This window comes from Enterobacter cloacae complex sp. (assembly GCF_900322725.1).
Taxonomy (GTDB): domain Bacteria; phylum Pseudomonadota; class Gammaproteobacteria; order Enterobacterales; family Enterobacteriaceae; genus Enterobacter; species Enterobacter quasihormaechei.
The window spans coordinates 1116915-1134952 of sequence record NZ_LT991957.1 but is presented as its reverse complement, the minus strand read 5'-3'; the positions used below and the strand labels follow the sequence as shown (position 1 = coordinate 1134952).

18 protein-coding genes and 1 tRNA gene are annotated in these 18038 nt (G+C 55.1%); 14 read left to right on the top strand and 5 right to left on the bottom strand.

The features are described 5' to 3' along the window. Positions 1-240: 240 nt before the first annotated feature. Positions 241-900 (top strand): PAQR family membrane homeostasis protein TrhA, encoded by a 660-nt coding sequence (gene trhA, locus DBR02_RS05765; RefSeq protein WP_047729440.1) that lies wholly within the window; start codon positions 241-243, stop codon positions 898-900. Positions 901-984: 84 nt separating this feature from the next. Here trhA and ygfZ read toward each other — a convergent pair whose 3' ends face one another. Further along, positions 985-1965 (bottom strand): tRNA-modifying protein YgfZ, encoded by a 981-nt coding sequence (ygfZ, locus tag DBR02_RS05760; RefSeq protein ID WP_107533682.1) that lies wholly within the window; start codon positions 1963-1965, stop codon positions 985-987. A 293-nt stretch (positions 1966-2258) separates the two neighbouring features. On the opposite strand from ygfZ, the gene sdhE reads away from it, so the two are divergent. Together sdhE and DBR02_RS05750 are read left to right on the top strand one after the other, a co-directional pair. After that, a complete protein-coding gene (sdhE, locus tag DBR02_RS05755; protein ID WP_003863437.1) occupies positions 2259-2525 on the top strand; it encodes an FAD assembly factor SdhE in 267 nt (88 codons plus the stop codon). Then, positions 2506-2916 carry a protein YgfX gene (locus DBR02_RS05750; RefSeq protein ID WP_063451987.1) on the top strand — a complete coding sequence of 137 codons (411 nt, stop codon included), beginning with the start codon at positions 2506-2508 and terminating at the stop codon, positions 2914-2916. Before sdhE ends, DBR02_RS05750 begins: the two co-directional genes overlap by 20 nt. A gap of 1 nt (position 2917) precedes the next feature. Here DBR02_RS05750 and fldB read toward each other — a convergent pair whose 3' ends face one another. Next, positions 2918-3439 carry a flavodoxin FldB gene (fldB, locus tag DBR02_RS05745; RefSeq protein WP_107533681.1) on the bottom strand — a complete coding sequence of 174 codons (522 nt, stop codon included), beginning with the start codon at positions 3437-3439 and terminating at the stop codon, positions 2918-2920. A gap of 101 nt (positions 3440-3540) precedes the next feature. On the opposite strand from fldB, the gene xerD reads away from it, so the two are divergent. The 5 genes from xerD to lysS all read left to right on the top strand — a co-directional run bounded on the left by xerD (position 3541) and on the right by lysS (position 9634). Continuing rightward, positions 3541-4437, top strand: a complete 897-nt coding sequence (xerD, locus tag DBR02_RS05740) for a site-specific tyrosine recombinase XerD (RefSeq protein WP_063451985.1) — start codon at positions 3541-3543, stop codon at positions 4435-4437. 28 nt (positions 4438-4465) lie between these two features. Next, positions 4466-5179: a bifunctional protein-disulfide isomerase/oxidoreductase DsbC gene (dsbC, locus tag DBR02_RS05735; RefSeq protein ID WP_063451984.1), complete on the top strand. Its 714-nt coding sequence runs from the start codon at positions 4466-4468 to the stop codon at positions 5177-5179. 5 nt (positions 5180-5184) lie between these two features. Further along, positions 5185-6918, top strand: a complete 1734-nt coding sequence (recJ, locus tag DBR02_RS05730; protein WP_063867895.1) for a single-stranded-DNA-specific exonuclease RecJ — start codon at positions 5185-5187, stop codon at positions 6916-6918. Between the two features lie 90 nt (positions 6919-7008). Continuing rightward, a protein-coding gene (gene prfB, locus DBR02_RS05725) for a peptide chain release factor 2 (RefSeq protein WP_102750013.1) occupies positions 7009-8107 on the top strand; the annotation gives its coding sequence in 2 pieces (ribosomal slippage) (positions 7009-7083 and positions 7085-8107; 1098 coding nt in all). Positions 8108-8116: 9 nt separating this feature from the next. Further along, the gene (gene lysS, locus DBR02_RS05720; protein ID WP_006811868.1) at positions 8117-9634 is read left to right on the top strand and encodes a lysine--tRNA ligase; all 1518 of its coding nucleotides are present in this window, start codon (positions 8117-8119) and stop codon (positions 9632-9634) included. A 48-nt stretch (positions 9635-9682) separates the two neighbouring features. Here lysS and idi read toward each other — a convergent pair whose 3' ends face one another. Further along, positions 9683-10225, bottom strand: a complete 543-nt coding sequence (gene idi / locus DBR02_RS05715; RefSeq protein ID WP_107533680.1) for an isopentenyl-diphosphate Delta-isomerase — start codon at positions 10223-10225, stop codon at positions 9683-9685. 163 nt (positions 10226-10388) lie between these two features. Here idi and actS point away from each other — a divergent pair, with 163 nt between their 5' ends. The 5 genes from actS (at position 10389) to DBR02_RS05685 (ending at position 14414) form a co-directional block, all read left to right on the top strand. After that, positions 10389-11129, top strand: coding sequence for an amidase activator ActS (gene actS, locus DBR02_RS05705; RefSeq protein WP_038416673.1), 741 nt, complete (start codon positions 10389-10391; stop codon positions 11127-11129). A gap of 80 nt (positions 11130-11209) precedes the next feature. Next, positions 11210-11283: transfer RNA gene (locus DBR02_RS05700), tRNA-Gly, on the top strand. A gap of 551 nt (positions 11284-11834) precedes the next feature. Then, positions 11835-13010 (top strand): OmpP1/FadL family transporter, encoded by a 1176-nt coding sequence (locus DBR02_RS05695; RefSeq protein WP_107533678.1) that lies wholly within the window; start codon positions 11835-11837, stop codon positions 13008-13010. Between the two features lie 63 nt (positions 13011-13073). Continuing rightward, positions 13074-13703, top strand: a complete 630-nt coding sequence (locus DBR02_RS05690) for a winged helix-turn-helix transcriptional regulator (RefSeq protein ID WP_107533677.1) — start codon at positions 13074-13076, stop codon at positions 13701-13703. Between the two features lie 99 nt (positions 13704-13802). Continuing rightward, entirely contained in the window at positions 13803-14414 is a 612-nt protein-coding gene (locus DBR02_RS05685; RefSeq protein WP_107533676.1) for an outer membrane beta-barrel protein, read from the top strand. Between the two features lie 58 nt (positions 14415-14472). Here DBR02_RS05685 and DBR02_RS05680 read toward each other — a convergent pair whose 3' ends face one another. Further along, a complete protein-coding gene (locus DBR02_RS05680; protein WP_063867929.1) occupies positions 14473-14871 on the bottom strand; it encodes a hypothetical protein in 399 nt (132 codons plus the stop codon). Positions 14872-15041: 170 nt separating this feature from the next. Between DBR02_RS05680 and DBR02_RS05675 the strand changes: the two genes are divergently transcribed. Then, the gene (locus DBR02_RS05675) at positions 15042-17024 is read left to right on the top strand and encodes an alkyl/aryl-sulfatase (RefSeq protein WP_107533675.1); all 1983 of its coding nucleotides are present in this window, start codon (positions 15042-15044) and stop codon (positions 17022-17024) included. Between the two features lie 78 nt (positions 17025-17102). Here the strand turns inward: DBR02_RS05675 and DBR02_RS05670 are convergent, their stop codons facing one another. Next, positions 17103-17987 carry an SDR family oxidoreductase gene (locus tag DBR02_RS05670; protein WP_107533674.1) on the bottom strand — a complete coding sequence of 295 codons (885 nt, stop codon included), beginning with the start codon at positions 17985-17987 and terminating at the stop codon, positions 17103-17105. Positions 17988-18038 lie beyond the last annotated feature (51 nt).

Here is an 18038-nt window from a genome sequence, read left to right as displayed (position 1 = left end):
GACACTATCCCTGAATCATACCATGTCGCCCGGCGGCGGGAGACGGTTTTATCTCATTGATTACTCAGGCGTTAATGAAATCATTTACATCTGTACGGCGGATTGTTTTTTCATTTCATTGAATTGTAAGGGTAAATCTTTATTGTGTATTTATTTTAGCTAACAGGTGTTCACTGGAATCATTCTCAGTTAGCATAGACTGGCGATGAATAATCATCTTTTGTTTTCCCGGAGTTAAGTATGGTGAGCAGACCATTAATCGCACAGGGATATTCGCTGGCTGAGGAAGTAGCCAACAGTATAAGCCATGGCATTGGCCTGGTGTTTGGGATTGTCGGTTTAGTATTGCTGCTGGTGCAGGCGGTGGATTCCAACGCCAGCGCGATGGCCATCACCAGCTACAGCCTCTATGGCGGGAGTATGATCCTGCTATTTCTGGCTTCAACGCTGTATCACGCTATTCCGCACCAGCGGGCGAAGATATGGCTCAAGAAATTTGACCACTGCGCTATCTATCTTCTTATTGCAGGCACCTACACGCCGTTTTTGCTGGTGGGGCTCAACTCACCGCTGTCGCGTGGCCTGATGATTGTAATCTGGAGCCTGGCGCTGCTGGGGATCCTGTTTAAGCTGACCATCGCGCACCGGTTCAAAGTGCTGTCGCTGGTCACCTATCTGACAATGGGCTGGCTCTCGCTGATTGTGGTGTATCAGTTAGCCATTAAGCTTGCGGTCGGGGGCGTGACGCTGCTGGCGGTGGGCGGTGTGGTCTACTCGCTGGGCGTGATTTTCTACGTTTGTAAGCGCATCCCGTACAACCATGCGATCTGGCACGGCTTTGTGCTGGGCGGCAGCGTGTGCCACTTCCTGGCAATTTATTTGTATGTGGGGCAGGTGTAGTTTGTTGTCGGGTGGAGGCTTCGCCTTACCCGACCTACGGGATCTGTAGGCCCGGTAAGCGCAGCGCCACCGGGCGCTATTGCCTCACTCTTCCAGTGAATACGGCAGCGGCTCAATGCTGAGCGTGTTCGCATCATCCCGCACGCGGAATACGCTGTCGGGCTCCATATCATTATTCATGACAACCTGCACCAGCAGGCGGCCATCATCGAGCTGTACGGCGGCTAACACGGTGCCGGTACGACGCCAGTTTTCACCCATCTTCATCTCGAGATCTTCACCCGCTTCCGGCACGCGGCTGGCGTGGCCCGCCAGCGTCCACAGGGCACGTTTGTTCGCGCCGCGGAATTTCGCCCGCGCTACCATCTCCTGACCGGTGTAGCAGCCTTTCTTAAAGCTGATACCGCCCAGCGCCTGGATGTTGGTCGCCTGCGGGATAAACTGCGCGCTGTTTGCCGCGTCAATCACCGGCAGGCCCGCTTCGATGTTCAGCGCCAGCCACTGCTGGCTGTTGTTGAGCTGTGCTTCACCGCGAAGGGCGTCGGTGACCCGTTCCGCCGTTGCCACGTCTGTTACCAGCAGGAAGCGCTCCGCCGGGTGCTCGAACCACAGAATGGAGGTCGCTCCCTCGCTGACCAGCTGTTTTTCGGCATCCGGTAGCTCGGCAAACAGGTTTTTCAGCGCTGCACGCGCCTGGAAACCCGCAACCCCCAGCAGGACGTGTTCATCGTCCGGGGCGATAGTGACTTTAGAAAAGACTGCATATTTTTTCAGCTCTTTGAGCTGGGCGTCACGCAGGCTGCGGCGCTCAATAAAGGCGAACCCGTCCTGACGGCGGAACAGACGCAGGTTGCTCCACATTTTGCCTTTTGGATCGCAATGGGCGACCAGCAGATGCTGGTGTTCAGTCAACTGCGCCACGTCCGCTGTGACCTGGCCTTGCAGGTATTTTTCGCTGTCCGCACCGGTCAGGGTCGCCAGTGCCCAGTCATCAAGAGTAATCAGCGTCAGCGGCAGACGCGCGGAGGCGGCGGGCTGGCGAGGAGAAAATGGTGTAAATGCCATAGTGATGTCCTGAATTGCTTAACGCTTTGATAATACCTAATGGTAAAAGAGACTGTATTCATTGCAAGCGCTTTCAGCAGGCCATTCGTGCCATTACCTGGTTATGCGTAGCGCTACGCAAAATAGTGTAATCCACTGTCTTAATAGGGATTATTCTGGAAGCCTGCTCGTAGTTCGCAATATTCCAGTAAAGAAACGGTCAAAAACACGTTACACTACCAGGTGTCCCGGAAAGCAATAATGAATACCGAACGGGATACCGACTGTGCCAAACGTAATGCAGGAAACAGAACATGGATATTAACAACAAGGCCCGTATTCACTGGGCGTGCCGTCGCGGCATGCGTGAACTTGATATCTCCATCATGCCTTTCTTTGAGTATGAGTACGACAGCTTAAGCGATGACGATAAGCGTCTGTTTGTCCGCCTGCTTGAGTCTGACGATCCGGATTTATTCAACTGGCTGATGAATCACGGCAAGCCCGCCGACACCGAGTTGCAACGGATGGTGCAATTAATTCAAACACGGAATCAGGAACGTGGTCCTGTGGCAATCTGATCTTCGCGTCTCGTGGCGCTCACAGTGGATGTCGTTACTGCTCCACGGACTGGTCGCGGCATTGGTGTTACTGGTGCCGTGGCCGCTTAGCTACACCCCTCTGTGGTTGCTTTTGCTGTCGTTTGTGGTGTTTGACAGCGTGCGAAGCCAGCGTCGAATCAACGCCCGTCAGGGTGAAATTAAGCTGCTGATGGATTCTCGCCTGCGCTGGCAGGGAAAAGAGTGGGAGATGATAGGGACGCCGTGGATGCTCAATACCGGGATGATGCTACGGCTGCGTCGGGTTGAGGACAATCGACGCCAGCACCTGTGGCTGGCAGCAGACAGTATGGATGCCGCGGAGTGGCGGGATCTGCGCCGGCTCATCGTGCAACAGCCGACGCAGGAGTAAATCAGCTAAACTGCTCGGCCATCTCACCCAGAATTTGCTCGCACCAGGTCTGGAGGCGCTCGTCGCTGAGATCGTACTGGTTGGTTTCATCCAGCGCGAGCCCGACAAACAGCTGGCCGTCGGCAATGATGGGTTTTGGGCTGGTGAACTCATAGCCTTCCGTAGGCCAGTAGCCGATAAACGTCGCGCCCTTAGGCGCCAGTTTGTCATGCAGCATGCCGAGCGCGTCGAGGAACCACTCCCCGTAGCCCAGCTGGTCGCCCATGCCGTACATCGCAATGATTTTGCCCTCGAAATTGACCGTATCGAGCCGATCCCAGATGGCTTCCCAGTCTTCCTGAATCTCACCAAAGTCCCAGGTTGGGATGCCCAGGATCAGCACATCGTACTGCTCCATCAAGGCGACCGAGTCATCTTTCAGGTTATGCAACGTCACCAGTTCCGGGCCAATGATGTCGCGAATTTTCTCCGCCGCCATTTCGGTGTAGCAGGTGCTGGAACCATAGAACAGACCAATATTCATCGCGTAACAATCTCAATTCTTGCTATGACTTTGCGCGTAGTGTACCAGAAACCGATGGCAATCAGGCATAATGGCCGGATTGCAGAACCAAAGGGGCTGATGTGGAAAAGGATCTCGCACTCATCGAACAGTTTCTCGACGCGCTGTGGCTGGAAAAAAACCTCGCTGAAAATACGCTCAGCGCCTACCGCCGGGATCTTACCCTGCTGGTGGAGTGGCTGGCGCACCGGGGGCTGACGCTTGAAAGCGCGCAAAGCGATGACCTGCAAGGGTTACTGGCCGAGCGGATGGAAGGGGGGTACAAAGCCACCAGCTCCGCGCGTCTGCTGAGCGCCATGCGCCGACTGTTCCAGCACCTTTACCGCGAGAAGATCCGCGCGGACGATCCCAGCGCACTGCTGGCATCGCCTAAACTGCCTCAGCGGCTGCCAAAAGATCTCAGCGAAGCACAAGTTGAGAGATTATTACAGTCGCCCGCAGTTGACCTTCCGCTGGAGTTACGCGATAAAGCCATGCTTGAACTATTGTATGCCACGGGCCTGCGCGTTTCCGAACTGGTTGGCCTGACGATGAGCGATGTCAGCCTGCGTCAGGGCGTGGTGCGCGTCATCGGTAAAGGGAACAAAGAACGGCTGGTGCCGCTGGGTGAAGAGGCGGTCTACTGGCTGGAGACGTATCTGGAACACGGGCGTCCGTGGCTGCTGAACGGCGTTTCCATTGATGTATTATTCCCGAGCCAGCGCGCGCAGCAGATGACGCGACAAACGTTCTGGCATCGCATTAAACATTACGCCACACTGGCGGGTATTGACAGTGAAAAGCTGTCGCCGCACGTTTTGCGTCACGCCTTCGCGACGCATCTGTTAAACCACGGCGCTGATTTACGCGTGGTGCAGATGTTGCTTGGACATAGCGATCTTTCAACGACGCAGATTTACACCCATGTCGCGACGGAACGCCTGCGGCAGCTACACCAACAGCACCACCCTCGCGCGTGAGTGCCGACGAATTGTTACAGGATCATATATGAAAAAGTCTTTAGCGCTGTTCACCCTGCTGGCAGCTTCAGTTTCCGGATTTGCCCATGCGGACGATGCCGCCATTAAACAGTCTCTGACGAAACTCGGCGTCGCCAGCAGCGAGATCCAGCCATCGCCGGTGGCTGGCATGAAAACGGTGCTGACCAACAGCGGCGTGCTGTACGTGACCGAAGACGGTAAGCACATTATTCAGGGGCCAATGTACGACGTGAGTGGCGCACAGCCGGTGAACGTCACTAACCAGCTGCTGATGAAAAACCTGAACGCGCTCGAAAAAGAGATGATCGTCTACAAAGCGGCGCAGGAAAAACACGTCATTACCGTCTTCACCGACATCACCTGTGGCTACTGCCACAAGCTGCATGAAGAGATGAAAGACTACAACGCACTGGGTATTACCGTGCGCTACCTGGCCTTCCCACGCGCCGGCGTGCAGAGCCAGCCCGAGCAGGATATGAAGGCGATCTGGTGTGCGAAAGACCGCAATAAGGCCTTTGATGACGCGATGAACGGCAAAGGCGTGAAGCCTGCGTCCTGCGATATTGACATCGCTAACCACTACGCGCTGGGCGTCCAGTTTGGCGTGAGCGGGACGCCAGCTATTGTCCTGAGCAACGGTTACGTGGTGCCGGGCTATCAGGGTCCAAAAGAGATGAAAGCGTTCCTCGACGCGCATCAGAAACAGACGGGCGGTAAGTAATTCGCGTGAAAGCCCCGATAAAACTGCGCCGCCGTGAAGCGGTTGATACGGCCGATTTACCCGCCGACCTTCCTCCGCTGCTAAAGCGGCTGTATGCCAGCCGCGGTGTGCGAACGGCAAGCGATCTTGAGCGCAGCGTCAAAGGCATGCTGCCCTGGCAGGCGCTGAGCGGCATCGAAAAAGCGACCGACATGCTCTACGACGCGTTCCGTGAAGGGACGCGGATTGTCGTGGTGGGCGATTTCGATGCCGACGGCGCAACCAGCACCGCGCTGAGCGTGCTCAGCCTGCGGGCCCTGGGCTGCGATAACGTGACTTACCTGGTGCCGAACCGGTTTGAAGATGGCTACGGCCTCAGCCCGGAAGTGGTCGATCAGGCCCACGCCCGTGGCGCACAGATGATCATGACCGTGGATAACGGGATCTCCTCTCATGCGGGGGTCGATCATGCCCATGCGCTGGGGATCCCGGTACTGGTCACCGATCACCACCTGCCAGGAGAAACCCTGCCGGCCGCCGAAGCCATCATTAACCCCAACCTGCGCGACTGTGATTTCCCGTCGAAATCGCTGGCCGGGGTAGGGGTGGCGTTTTATCTTATGCTGGCGCTGCGCACGTTGCTGCGCGATAAGGGCTGGTTTGAGTCGCGCGGGATAGCCGTGCCGAACCTGGCGGAATATCTCGATCTGGTGGCGCTGGGAACCGTGGCGGACGTGGTGCCGCTCGATACCAATAACCGGATTCTCACCTGGCAGGGCTTAAGCCGTATTCGCGCAGGTAAATGCCGTCCGGGGATCAAGGCGCTGCTGGAAATTGCCAACCGCGATCCGCTTAAGCTCGCGGCCAGCGATTTGGGCTTTGCCCTCGGCCCGCGCCTGAACGCGGCGGGGCGGCTGGACGATATGTCCGTTGGCGTCGCGCTGCTGCTGTGCGACAACATCGGCGAAGCGCGCGTGCTGGCCAACGAGCTGGACGCGCTCAACCAGACCCGTAAAGAGATTGAGCAGGGGATGCAGGCCGAAGCGCTGACCCTGTGCGAAAAGCTGGAGCGCAGCGGCGATACCCTGCCGGGCGGGCTGGCGATGTACCACCCCGAATGGCACCAGGGTGTGGTGGGCATTCTGGCCTCACGCATCAAGGAGCGCTTCCACCGTCCGGTCATCGCGTTTGCGCCTGCCGGGGACGGCACGCTGAAAGGCTCCGGACGCTCGATTCAGGGGCTGCACATGCGCGACGCGCTGGAGCGCCTCGACACGCTTCATCCGAACCTGATGATTAAGTTCGGCGGCCACGCAATGGCCGCGGGCCTGTCGCTCGAAGAGGCGAAGTTCGACGAATTCCAGCGTCTGTTTGGCGAACTGGTCACCGACTGGATCGACCCGTCGCTGTTGCAGGGGGAAGTGGTTTCTGACGGTGAGCTTTCCCCGGCTGAAATGACCATGGACGTGGCGCAGATGCTGCGCGATGCGGGCCCGTGGGGGCAGATGTTCCCGGAGCCGCTTTTCGACGGGCGTTTTCGTTTGCTGCAACAGCGTATTGTCGGCGAACGCCACCTCAAAGTGATGGTGGAACCGGTCGGCGGCGGGCCGCTGCTGGACGGCATTGCGTTTAACGTTGATACCTCCATCTGGCCGGACAACGGCGTGCGCGAGGTTGAGCTGGCCTATAAGCTGGATATTAACGAGTTTCGCGGTAACCGCTCCCTTCAGATCATCATCGACAATATCTGGCCAATTTAGCGTCAGTAATCTCTATAAAAAAGGGCGTGGATTCGGTACAATCCCGCTCTTATCACCGCATTTTGACAAGCTCATAAAAGAAAACAGACCATGTTTGAAATTAATCCGGTAAAAAACCGCATTCAGGACCTCACGGAGCGCTCTGACGTTCTTAGGGGGTATCTTTGACTACGATGCCAAGAAAGAGCGTCTCGAAGAAGTAAACGCCGAGCTGGAACAGCCGGACGTCTGGAACGAACCTGAACGCGCTCAGGCGCTGGGTAAAGAGCGTTCCTCCCTCGAAGCTATCGTAGATACGCTGGATCAGATGTCGCAGGGTCTGGAAGATGTTTCTGGGCTGCTGGAGCTGGCCGTCGAAGCCGACGACGAAGAAACCTTTAACGAAGCCGTGGCAGAACTCGACGTGCTGGAAGAGAAGCTGGCGCAGCTGGAATTCCGTCGTATGTTCTCCGGCGAATACGACAGCGCGGACTGCTATCTCGATATTCAGGCAGGTTCTGGCGGTACCGAAGCGCAGGACTGGGCCAGCATGCTGATGCGTATGTATCTGCGCTGGGCGGAAGCGCGCGGTTTCAAAACCGAGATTATCGAAGAGTCTGAAGGTGAAGTTGCTGGCATTAAGTCCGTCACCATTAAGATCATCGGTGACTACGCCTATGGCTGGCTGCGTACTGAAACCGGCGTTCACCGCCTGGTGCGTAAGAGTCCGTTTGACTCCGGTGGCCGTCGCCACACCTCCTTCAGCTCCGCGTTTGTCTATCCGGAAGTGGATGAAGATATCGATATCGACATCAACCCGGCGGACCTGCGTATTGACGTGTACCGCGCATCCGGCGCGGGTGGTCAGCACGTTAACCGTACGGAATCGGCGGTGCGTATTACCCACATTCCAACCGGGCTGGTCACACAGTGCCAGAACGACCGTTCCCAGCATAAGAACAAAGACCAGGCCATGAAGCAGATGAAAGCGAAGCTTTATGAGCTGGAGATGCAGAAGAAAAATGCTGAGAAGCAGGCGATGGAAGACAACAAGTCCGACATCGGCTGGGGCAGCCAGATCCGTTCTTACGTCCTTGATGACTCCCGCATCAAAGACCTGCGTACCGGGGTTGAAACCCGTAACACGCAGGCGGTGCTGGACGGCAGCCTGGACCAATTTATCGAAGCAAGTTTGAAAGCAGGGTTATGAGGAACCAACATGTCTGAACAACAAGCACAGGGCGCTGACGCGGTAGTCGATCTTAACAACGAACTGAAAACCCGCCGCGAGAAGCTGGCAGCGCTGCGCGAGCAGGGCGTGCCGTTCCCGAACGATTTTCGTCGTGACCACACCTCAGACCAACTGCACGCTGACTTCGACGGTAAAGAGAACGAAGAGCTTGAAGCGCTGAACGTTGAAGTGTCCGTGGCTGGCCGTATGATGACCCGTCGTATCATGGGTAAGGCGTCCTTCGTGACCTTACAGGACGTTGGCGGCCGCATTCAGCTGTACGTCTCCCGTGACGACCTGCCGGAAGGCATCTACAACGAGCAGTTCAAGAAGTGGGACCTGGGCGATATCCTGGGCGCAAAAGGTAAACTGTTCAAAACCAAGACCGGTGAACTGTCTATCCACTGCACCGAGCTGCGTCTGCTGACCAAAGCCCTGCGCCCGCTGCCGGACAAGTTCCACGGTTTGCAGGATCAGGAAGCGCGCTATCGTCAGCGCTACCTGGACCTCATCTCTAACGATGAATCCCGTAAGACCTTCAAAATTCGCTCCCAGATCATGGCCGGTATTCGCCAGTTCATGGTTAACCGCGACTTTATGGAAGTGGAAACCCCGATGATGCAGGTGATCCCTGGCGGCGCATCTGCCCGTCCGTTCATCACCCATCACAACGCCCTGGATCTCGACATGTACCTGCGTATCGCGCCGGAACTGTACCTGAAGCGTCTGGTGGTAGGTGGTTTCGACCGCGTGTTTGAGATCAACCGTAACTTCCGTAACGAAGGCATCTCCGTGCGCCATAACCCAGAGTTCACCATGATGGAACTCTACATGGCGTATGCGGATTACAAAGATCTGATCGAGCTGACCGAATCCCTGTTCCGCACCCTGGCGCAGGATATTCTGGGCACCACCGAAGTGCCTTACGGTGAAGAAGTGTTCGACTTCGGCAAGCCATTCGAAAAACTGACCATGCGCGAAGCGATCAAGAAATACCGTCCGGAAACCGAGATGGCGGATCTGGATAACTTTGACTCTGCGAAAGCGATCGCCGAAAGCATCGGTATCAAGGTGGAGAAGAGCTGGGGTCTGGGCCGTATCGTGACCGAGATCTTCGAAGAAGTGGCAGAAGCGCACCTGATTCAGCCGACCTTCATCACCGAATACCCGGCGGAAGTGTCTCCGCTGGCGCGTCGTAATGACGAGAACCCGGAAATCACTGACCGCTTCGAATTCTTCATCGGTGGCCGCGAAATCGGCAACGGTTTCAGCGAGCTGAACGATGCAGAAGATCAGGCGCAGCGCTTCCAGGATCAGGTTAATGCGAAAGCAGCAGGCGACGACGAAGCGATGTTCTTCGACGAAGACTACGTAACCGCGCTGGAACACGGCCTGCCGCCGACGGCTGGCCTGGGTATTGGTATCGACCGTATGGTTATGCTGTTCACCAACAGCCACACCATCCGCGACGTGATCCTGTTCCCGGCGATGCGTCCGGTGAAATAAGCCGTTAAGATGTAAAAAAAGCCCCGCGCGTATTTCGCCGGGGCTTTTTTATTGCGCGGCGAAGGCGCTGAGTTCTTCGCGCGCGGCCGTCGCTTCCAGCACCATCCACGGGCTGAACGCCCACGGCGTGGCGTCCAGCGCGCGAAATAGCGCGTCCAGCTCCACCCACCGGTACTCCATCACTTCGTCGCTATTGATTGCGAGGGTATTCGTGACGCGGGCCGCGTAGACCGGGCAAATCTCATTTTCAACGATCCCGGACGGGTCGGCTTCGCGATAGCGGAACGCCGGGGCAACGGGAGTGATGTCGGTGATTTCGGCGCCGATTTCAAAGCGGCAGCGGCGGATAATCGCCTGCTCCGTCGCTTCATCGGTCTGTGGATGACCGCAAACGGAGTTCGTCCACACGCCAGGCCAGGCTTTTTTACTTAAGGCGCGCCGGGTAATCAGACATTCTCCGTTAGCGTTAAACAGCCACGAAGAGAAAGCCAGGTGTAGCGGGGTGTGTGTCGTGTGCGCGGCGTACTTCTCCTGAGTGCCAATCACCTTTCCCTGGTCATTTACCAAAATAACGTGTTCTTGAATACTCATTGATGCTCCAGTGCCAAAATGCCAAATGGTTCAGCACCATCAGCAGAATTATTATACTGCATTCTTATGCGAACGGTTTGGCCCACAGAGCGGAAAAGGGCATGACCGGCATCAGTTTGGGCTGCTATCATAGTGCGCCATTCACGCTGACCGAGGAGCTGTTTTGTTTGCAGGAAGCCTGACGAGAAACCCGATCATTGCCGTTTTCTGCCTGACGCTGACGCTACTTGTAGCCGGATGCTCGGGGAGTAAATCGTCGGATATGGGCAGTTATTCCGGTGCCGTCTATACCGTTAAGCGCGGAGACACACTCTACCGCATCTCACGCGCCACGGGGACCAGCGTGAAGGAGCTGGCGCGCCTGAATAACATCTCTCCACCGTATACCATTGAGATAGGGCAGAAGCTCAAGGTTAACGGCGGTTCCTCCTCAGGGAAAAAATCCTCAACGCGCAAAACGGCCAAAGTCACACCATCCTACCAGGTACCAAAATCCTCCTGGCCGCCGGTCGGTCAGCGCTGCTGGATCTGGCCTGCCAGCGGAAAAGTGGTGGCGCCGTACTCGCTCTCGGAAGGGGGCAATAAAGGCATTGATATCGCAGCTGCGCGCGGCACGCCGGTTTACGCGTCGGGAGCCGGGAAGGTGGTGTATGTCGGTAATCAGCTGCGCGGTTATGGCAACTTGATCATGATTAAGCATGGTGAGGACTACATTACGGCCTATGCGCATAACGACACGATGCTGGTCAACAACGGTCAGAACGTAAAGGCGGGGCAGAAGATCGCGACCATGGGCAGTACCGGGACGGATACGGTGAAGCTGCACTTCCAGATCCGCTATAAGGCCACGGCCATCGATCCGCAGCGTTATCTTCCGGCGCAGGGCAGCAAACCGAAGTGCTAAGTGATTAGATTATCGCCAGTTAGCTGTGAAGAGGCTTGTATGCAGAAGCGTAAGGTCTATAATGCCTTACGCACCTCAAAGCGGGCGTAGTTCAATGGTAGAACGAGAGCTTCCCAAGCTCTATACGAGGGTTCGATTCCCTTCGCCCGCTCCAGAATTTCCTCAAGTAAAATCGTTCGAAAAACTCTCTATTTCAGTAGGTTGCTTACTAGCGCTGACTATCCTGTACTGGCGTACCTGCTTCCCCTTTCGTTCATTGTTATGATCGGTTGTCGGCGTAACGCGGTGAGTTGCACATTTCCTGTACCCTGGATACCCTGAGATTAATCCTAATAACTCAAGGGTGAGTATGGCTAGCGGGAAGAGAAAGAATCAAAAGGAATCGCCTCAAGAAGAGTTAGATCGCCTGCTGGATGAGCTTGAACTCACACCGGAGCAACGGGAGTTTATCGAATCCATGCGAGAGGATAAGAGCGATCCCAGTAGTGAGTAACGCTTGTCTTAAGCCGAACGAGTACAAACGGCATGGTAAGACATTCTTCTCCAGGTGCAGGCAGAATCGCGGTGCCTTTGTTCCGGCTGTCGCTGGAGTGTCATAAATATAAATACGCGCGCGCATAATTTAAAATTAAACCCTCTTCCTTTTTACGTCATCAGGCGCCCCTGTTATATCTGTCGGCAAATTTTTTATTTCCCGGATCGCAGATGAATACACGACTCCTCCTGTGCGCTGGCGTATTAGCCGCCTCCAGTGCCCATGCCAGCGCCCTCTATTTTTATGAAGCAGGCACCGAAGATACCGCGCTTGCCGGCGCAGGGCAGGCCGCTCGTGCGCAGGATGCCTCGACAATTATGACCAACCCTGCCGGCATGACGCGGTTACCGGATCATATGGTCACCGGTGGGTTACAGGTGATGGACGGCTCCATCGATAACCAGCTGGATAACGATAACGATCAAAGCCCCGGCGACGTGATGAAAACCATCCCAAATGCCAGCGCCTTTTATAGCCAGAAGGTGACTGACGATCTTTATGCGGGGATCGGGCTTTATGGTAATTACGGCCTGGGGATCGACTACGGCAGCTGGGCGGGCGACAGGCTGATCAAAAAGAGCACCATGGTGGCCATGACGCTCAGCCCCTCGCTGGCCTATAAGCTTAACGACCGTCTCTCGATTGGTGCGTCTGCCAACGTTAACTATGGTTACTTCTCGCTGACCCGCAACGTTAACGATGATGACTACCGGCAACGCGATGAAGACCTGGCCATGAGCTATCGGCTTGGGCTGCTGATGCAGCTGACTGACCAGACGCGAGCCGGTATTACGTGGAACAGCGAAACGGACTACAGCTTCAATATTGACGGCAAAGCGCGTCTACAGAACGGCACCTACGACCTGCCGGTGTCGGCGCAAATCAGCGCGCCGCAGCAAATCATGCTCAGCCTGGTGCATGATATAAATCCGCGGTGGTCGGTTATGGGCGATCTCGGCTGGCAGGACTGGAGCCGGTTCGGCGCGCCGCAAATTGTTGTCGGGGACCAGCAGCTGCACAACGTCAGCCGTCTCAAGGACACGTGGCATGGCGCGGTGGGCGTACAGTATCGTCCAACGCCTCAGTGGCGACTGAATGCCGGCGTGGCGTTCGACAGCTCGCCGTATGAAAGCCAGAGTGATGTGGCTTTAACCTTACCTACCGGCGATGAGTGGCGATTTGGCACGGGAGCCCAGTATCAGATCACCCCGTCCAGCAATATGGGTATTGCCGTTTCGTATCTTCATATGCAGTCCTCGCATGTGAAATCGCCGACGGCGTTTGCCGGAAGTTACGGCCATCCTTATCTCTGGTTTGCCAGCGTCAACTACAGCTATCAGTTTTGATCGGCTAACCGCTTAAAATATATGGTCTATACTCGCAGATATTCACTGTCAGAAGGTTGTACCATGCATATTTTACCGCCTGTTCGACCCGAAAAATCCATCGAACGACTGACCGCTATCCTTGAGCCGATAGCGGAGAAAGTGCAGGTTGTCCCGCGCAAGCGACTCACGTGGTTACGGAAAGGGAAGCAGCAGATGTATCTCTTTCTGGAAGGGGAGTTGTCCCTGCTGCGGGCCTCGGATGGACTGGTGGTAGTAACCGTTTACGAGCCGCATTTGTTTGGTATCGCAGAGATGATCCAGCCTACCCAGGGGCATTTTCTGCGGGCCGAGAGGACGTCGACCATTTTACGTCTCGATGCGGACAAGGCGGCAGCGTTGTTTCGTGCCGAGGGCGTCTGGGAGGATGTTGCGGCGCTGCTCTCATACCACACGGCCTATTTGATATTCCGTGATGCGCAGGTACTACAGCAGCGTACCTATTCGGTTATTCGTAACCACCTTCAGGAAATGATTTTATTACCTGAAGAGACGCGTTTACGAACCACGATTCTGGAATATATTCAGGATCGAACGCTGCTCTCTCGCAGCAGTATACTCAATGTATTATCCGCCCTTAAGCAGGGAGAATATATCTCCTTCAGGCGCGGTGGATATCTGCTGGAAGTCAGGCATTTACCTGAATCATTCTAGCGAAAGTTTAAAATTAAACAGAAATAGAATTAACGAGGCTGTTCATTTTCTATATCGTTTGCTTTCTAAATTTTATTTTATCACGTAAACGGTATATTTATGAAAAAGACAGTTATCGCATTGATTATGGTAAATGCGTTTACCGCCACTTCAGCGTTAGCCGCCGCGGATGCGGGCACCTGGTACGGCGGAGCAAAATTCGGCTGGTCTCACTATTTTGATACCAGTACGGGTTCAAAAGCATTTGATAACAATAATTCCGACCACTTCGATTTTGACCATGATAATGTCGGCGGAGGTGTTTATACGGGGTATCAGATTACCCCATGGCTTGCGGTAGAAGGCGGTTATGACTATTTAGGAAATATGCAGATCAAGGGTCAACATAGCGCAGGGGCGCAAATGAAGACTCAGGGCCTGCAAATGTCTCTGAAGGCGAGTTACGCCCTGACCAATGACTGGGATATTTATGGCCGTGCCGGTGCGATGGGCTATCGCGCTGAATCCGATGTAAGTGGTCACAATCGCTTTGAAACCGGCGTGCGCCCGCTTGCAGCCGTAGGTACTGAATACGCCTTCAACAAAAACTGGGCGGGTCGTCTGGAGTACCAGTGGGTAAGCAACGTGGGAAATGTTAACCAGATCGGTGTGAGCAGCGACCTGAGTTCCGTCACCGCAGGGCTTAGCTATCGCTTCGGTCAGTACGACTGATGCCCGTGACATTACTCATAATAAAAACCCGGCTACCGTGTAGCCGGTTTTTTTGCATTCAGCTGGATAATAACGGTTCAAGAATGAGGTGAATATTTTGCAGGCCCGTTAAGTTTTTATCTTTCAGGTACTGCTGATTAACCATATCTAATTGTTCCAGTTTGGTCAACGAGGCATAGACGCGTTGAACCGCACTGTCAGAAACAAAAATTTCTTTTGCGGTTGTGCCCTGAAGATACTGCGATTTTACGCTGCGCGTTAAGTTATCAATCTGCTGTTTATTTTCCTGATAAAGAGACGCGATATGAGAAATCTGTGCCTGCGGCGGTTTCTCTCCCGGCAATACCAGCGGAATTTGCAGATGATTAATCTTTTCAACGTTATCGGGTGGGGAAGAACGACATGCTGTTAATGTGCTCAGGCTTAAGACAGCGAAAAAGAACGGCAGGCTCTTCATCGAATCACTCCGGAAAAATAATGGGACTCAGCATTATCCCTGAAGGCCACAGCGACGAAAGGTTAACCTTGTTTATTTATAAACGTTATTTCCTTAGGTAAAAGAAAACTCCGGTGATAGCCTCCTTTCCCCCCTGTACCGCCAGCGTGAATATGTCTCCTCGAGGAAGTATGAAATTTAAAACTCTCGTTAGTGCGATGGCCGTTGCTGGTCTGCTCCTGGCCTCGTTGATCTCATTGCCTGTCCTGGCACAGAAGGACGTAAAGGAGGCTACTGCCCGTACGAAGGAAATGAATGATGCACTTTATGGTCAGTTGCCCTTCTTTAATAAAACCGATTTCCGCAATGCGCATAAAGGCTTTATCGCCCCGCTGCCGCCTGCGGTGATTAAAGATGAAAAAGGCGCCGTTATCTGGAATCCCCGGCAATCTGCTTTTATCAAAGAAGGGCAAAAAGCACCTGATACCGTCAACCCGAGCCTGTGGCGTCAGGCGCAGCTGAATAATATCGGTGGTCTGTTTGAGGTCACAGAAGGCGTCTACCAGATCCGCAACCTCGATCTGTCGAATATGACGATCGTAGAGGGTAAAGAGGGGATCACGGTTATCGATCCGCTGGTGTCTGCTGAAACTGCCAAAGCGGGCATGGATCTTTACGCCAATAATCGCGGCAAACGTCCGGTTGTTGCCGTTATTTATACCCATAGCCACGTCGATCACTATGGCGGTGTGCGTGGCGTAGTGGATGAAGCCGAGGTGACGTCCGGCAAGGTGAAAATCTATGCCCCAGCCGGTTTTATGGAAGAGGCGGTATCGGAAAATATCATGGCCGGGAATGCCATGAGCCGGCGTGCCAGCTATATCCACGGAAACCTGCTGAAGCCCGGCGTGAAGGGGCAGGTGGGGGCGGGTCTGGGGACCACCACCTCAGCAGGCACGGTGACGCTCATCGCGCCCACTCGCACTATTGTCGAAGACGGGCAGAAAGAGGTTATCGACGGTCTCACCTATGACTTTATGCTGGCCCCGGGCTCGGAAGCGCCTGCGGAAATGCTCTGGTATATAGAAGAGAAAAAGCTGATTGAAGCCGCAGAGAACGTCACCCACACGTTGCACAATACTTACTCGCTGCGCGGGGCGAAAATACACGATCCGCTGGCATGGTCAAAGTACATCAATAACGCCATCGATCGTTGGGGTGATAAAGCGGAAATCATCATCGCGCAGCACCACTGGCCCACGTGGGGTAACAAAAAAGTGGTGAAGCTGATGAAGAGCCAGCGTGATATCTACCGCTATATTAACGACCAGACGCTAAGGCTGGCGAATAAAGGGCTGACGCGGGATGAAATAGCCGCTAATTTCGCCCTGCCTTACGGGCTGGCAAAATCCTGGGCAGGCCGCGGCTACTACGGCTCGGTAAGCAACAATGTCAAAGCCACCTATGTCTACTATCTTGGCTGGTTCGACGGCAATCCGGCGACGCTCGATGAACTGCCGCCGGTCGAGGCGGCGAAAAAGTATGTCGATTACATGGGGGGAGCCAGCGCGATCCTTGAAAAAGCCCGTATTGATTACGCCAGGGGGAATTACCGATGGGTGGCACAGGTGGTCAGTAAAGTCGTCTTCGCCGATCCCAATAATAAAGCGGCGCGCGAACTGGAAGCCGACGCGCTTGAACAGCTGGGATACCAGGCCGAGTCAGGGCCGTGGCGTAACGCCTACCTCACCGGCGCGCAGGAGCTGCGCCACGGCGTGAAGAAAATGCCGACGCCCAAAACCGCCAGCCCGGATGCGGTCCGCGCCATGTCGACGGAGATGATTTTCGATTATTTCGGCGTTCACCTTAACGGCGTCAGGGCAGCGAATATCAGCGGCATTTTTAACGTTGATTTAGGCCGTGAGGGCGGCAGGTATAAGCTGGAGCTGGAAAATGGCGTGCTAAACCATAGCGCCAACGCTCAGGCAGAAGATCCGGATGCGACCATAACGCTCAGCCGGGAAACGCTGAACAAAATCATTCTTAAAGAAACCACGCTGAAAAAGGCGCAACAGGCAGGTGAGGTGACGATCGTCGGCAATGCCGCAAAGGTGGATGACATGCTGCGCTGCATGGAAAGCTTCCGTTTCTGGTTTACTCTCGTTACCCCTTGAACGTAAAAAAAGGCTGCTTTCGCAGCCTTTTAGCATTCGCATGCAATAATTTGCCGCGTGGCGGCTTCGCCTTGATCGTTAAATGACGCCATCCCCGCCGTCTGAACACCATACCTGGCCGGATGTGTATGAACACTCATCCGAGGCAAGCGTGACGTACAGCGGCGCGATTTCGACGGGCTGACCCGGACGCCCCAGCGGGGTGCTCTCACCAAAGTGTTTCACTTTTTCCTGCGGCTGACCGCCGCTGGGCTGGAGCACGGTCCAGTAAGGTCCGGGTGCTACCGCGTTAACGCGTATCCCTTTCGGCCCCAGCTGCTTCGCCAGCGCTTTGGTGAACACCGCGAGACAGGCTTTGGTCTGCGCATAGTCAAGCAGTACGGCGCTCGGTTTTACCGCCTGTACGGATGAGGTGTTGATAATGGACGCGGGGGCCTTCAGGTGGCGTAGCGCCGCCTTAGTGATCCAGAAAGGCGCGTAAACGTTGGTTTTAAAGGTCGCGTCAAAATCTTCCGTGGTCAGCTCTTCGAGCGACTCGCGGTACTGCTGGCGGCCAGCGTTATTCACCAGGATATCCAGCCCGCCCAGCTTGCTGACGGCCTGCTCCACGAGGTTCTGACAGAAGCTTTCGTCCCGTACATCGCCCGGAAGCGCGACGGCGTTGCGCCCTTCGGCTTTAATCAGGGCAATCACCTCGGCTGCGTCTTCTTCCTCTTCCGGCAGGTAGTTGATCGCCACGTCTGCCCCTTCGCGGGCATAGGCAATGGCTACCGCGCGCCCGATGCCGGAGTCACCCCCGGTGATAAGCGCTTTTTTACCGGTAAGCCGGCCATGCCCTTTGTAGCTTGTCTCACCGTGATCGGGAACAGGGTCCATTTCAGAGGCCAGGCCCGGTGGCGTCTGGGGCTGTTCCGGGAAAGGGGGCGTTGGGTAAGCGTTCGTACGTTGTTCATTATCACTCATAGCTAACTCCTTGTTAGGGGTGAGATTTGATGGATAGGTACAGCGTTAACG

What these genes read in the sequence shown, in the direction of transcription:
- ygfZ (WP_107533682.1), bottom strand. Translation starts at nt 1,965, where the DNA reads ATGGCATTTACACCATTTTCTCCTCGCCAGCCCGCCGCCTCCGCGCGT.
- DBR02_RS05695 (WP_107533678.1), top strand. Translation starts at nt 11,835, where the DNA reads ATGAATACACGACTCCTCCTGTGCGCTGGCGTATTAGCCGCCTCCAGT.
- trhA (WP_047729440.1), top strand. Translation starts at nt 241, where the DNA reads ATGGTGAGCAGACCATTAATCGCACAGGGATATTCGCTGGCTGAGGAA.
- sdhE (WP_003863437.1), top strand. Translation starts at nt 2,259, where the DNA reads ATGGATATTAACAACAAGGCCCGTATTCACTGGGCGTGCCGTCGCGGC.
- DBR02_RS05685 (WP_107533676.1), top strand. Translation starts at nt 13,803, where the DNA reads ATGAAAAAGACAGTTATCGCATTGATTATGGTAAATGCGTTTACCGCC.
- DBR02_RS05680 (WP_063867929.1), bottom strand. Translation starts at nt 14,871, where the DNA reads ATGAAGAGCCTGCCGTTCTTTTTCGCTGTCTTAAGCCTGAGCACATTA.
- DBR02_RS05675 (WP_107533675.1), top strand. Translation starts at nt 15,042, where the DNA reads ATGAAATTTAAAACTCTCGTTAGTGCGATGGCCGTTGCTGGTCTGCTC.
- dsbC (WP_063451984.1), top strand. Translation starts at nt 4,466, where the DNA reads ATGAAAAAGTCTTTAGCGCTGTTCACCCTGCTGGCAGCTTCAGTTTCC.
- lysS (WP_006811868.1), top strand. Translation starts at nt 8,117, where the DNA reads ATGTCTGAACAACAAGCACAGGGCGCTGACGCGGTAGTCGATCTTAAC.
- DBR02_RS05670 (WP_107533674.1), bottom strand. Translation starts at nt 17,987, where the DNA reads ATGAGTGATAATGAACAACGTACGAACGCTTACCCAACGCCCCCTTTC.
- fldB (WP_107533681.1), bottom strand. Translation starts at nt 3,439, where the DNA reads ATGAATATTGGTCTGTTCTATGGTTCCAGCACCTGCTACACCGAAATG.
- idi (WP_107533680.1), bottom strand. Translation starts at nt 10,225, where the DNA reads ATGAGTATTCAAGAACACGTTATTTTGGTAAATGACCAGGGAAAGGTG.
- DBR02_RS05690 (WP_107533677.1), top strand. Translation starts at nt 13,074, where the DNA reads ATGCATATTTTACCGCCTGTTCGACCCGAAAAATCCATCGAACGACTG.